Annotated in this window: 1 protein-coding gene and 1 pseudogene; one reads left to right on the forward strand and one right to left on the reverse strand. The window is 39.8% G+C overall.

Features of this window, described 5'->3' with window-relative positions; genetic code table 11:
* Window positions 1-129 precede the first annotated feature (129 nt).
* Window positions 130-639 (forward strand): annotated as a pseudogene (locus P3T48_RS14295) (group II intron reverse transcriptase/maturase); the annotation flags it as partial.
* Between the two features lie 263 nt (window positions 640-902).
* On the opposite strand, the gene P3T48_RS14300 reads toward P3T48_RS14295, so the two are convergent.
* A complete protein-coding gene (locus P3T48_RS14300; RefSeq protein WP_276507131.1) occupies window positions 903-1,250 on the reverse strand; it encodes a hypothetical protein in 348 nt (115 codons plus the stop codon).
* Between the last annotated feature and the right edge of the window lie 199 nt (window positions 1,251-1,449).

Raw genomic sequence — 1,449 nt, forward strand, 5'->3', positions numbered from 1 at the left:
GTTGGCTGGATTATATAAGGACTATGACATGAGAAAGGGCATACCTTGAAAGAAAGATAGTTCACCTTAACACCCATTAACCAAATATCCTAACTTGATTCCTGGGTGCAAAGGTAAAAGAAGGAAAGAATGCAGAAAACATGATCCCAAGTTAATGGCTGCCCCCAAAGAGATAGGTCGGAAACCGAACGGTATGGGGGAGCGCAGACCTTCAAGAGGATTTGTGAAGACAACATCGTGGAAGTAGCATTCGACAAGGAACACCTCCTTGAGTAAATTCTTAGCTCAACAAACTTTAATCGAGCCTACAAAGCAGTTATGAGAAACAAGGGCAGTGGTGGTATCGACAAGATGTCATGTGAACAATTACTCCCATGGCTCTTGACCATTAAGGAGGAACTCACTCGTTCCTTGATGGACGGTTCTTACCATCCGAACCCAGTGGAAAGGGTGGAAATACCCAAAGACAATGGCAAGATGCGCCTGTTGAGAATACCAATAGTAGTAGACCGTTTGGTGCAACAAGCCATAAACCAAGCATTGACTCCAATCTATGAGAACCAATTTCCCAAGACGAGCTACGGTTTCCGTCCGAGAAGAGGATGCCATGATGCACTGCGTGGAGCGCAAAGGATTTTGGCGAATAGCTGATTGTTCATATACAGCATAGGGCTATAACAAATGAGTATCTATGTAGGGCAGGGTATGCTACTTTAATGGGGCGTATCTCGAATGTTACCCAAAATAGGAACCATCGTATGCTGAACGGCACGTACGGTGGTGTGAGAGGTCGAAAAAACGAAAGTAGGAGATAAACACCTATGATTAGTATTTACCTCCTACTCGATTCTATGAGAGTAACTATCTCTGATTACGAACTCTATACATTTTGATGTTCATAACTATCTCTTTCTTCTTTGCAATAAGTTGTTTAGAATTTGTGATTTCTTATCCTCATTATATTGGAGTGTAGTTTCAACGTAGCCTTTCAGAATATCATTTTCCTTAATATCTTCCCAATATACAAGATGTATCTTGAACCCGCAACTATCGTTTTCATTTTCGAAATCCATAGACACCGGATTCTCTTGGCCTTCTTTTTGTTTTGGGATAATAGCAATATATCTGCTGTCCCGCAAGTCCTTTTTTATTTTTTCATAGAACTTGTTCACAATCTCATTGTTTCCAAGTTTTCTTTTACGGTCAATAATCGTTGTTTGTGAATCTTTGTTCGGACCATGCTTCAACAAAAGAAACTTTTCTTTGAGTTGAAAGAACAAGTTTGAGGTATGATTTTTGTTGTATTTCGTATGATCCTCTAAGTATTTTTCTTTTACCTTTGCACCCAGGAATCAAGTTAGGATATTTGGTTAATGGGTGTTAAGGTGAACTATCTTTCTTTCAAGGTATGCCCTTTCTCATGTCATAGTCCTTATATAATCCAGCCAA

The organism is Segatella intestinalis, assembly GCF_029348455.1.
Classification (GTDB): Bacteria; Bacteroidota; Bacteroidia; order Bacteroidales; family Bacteroidaceae; genus Prevotella.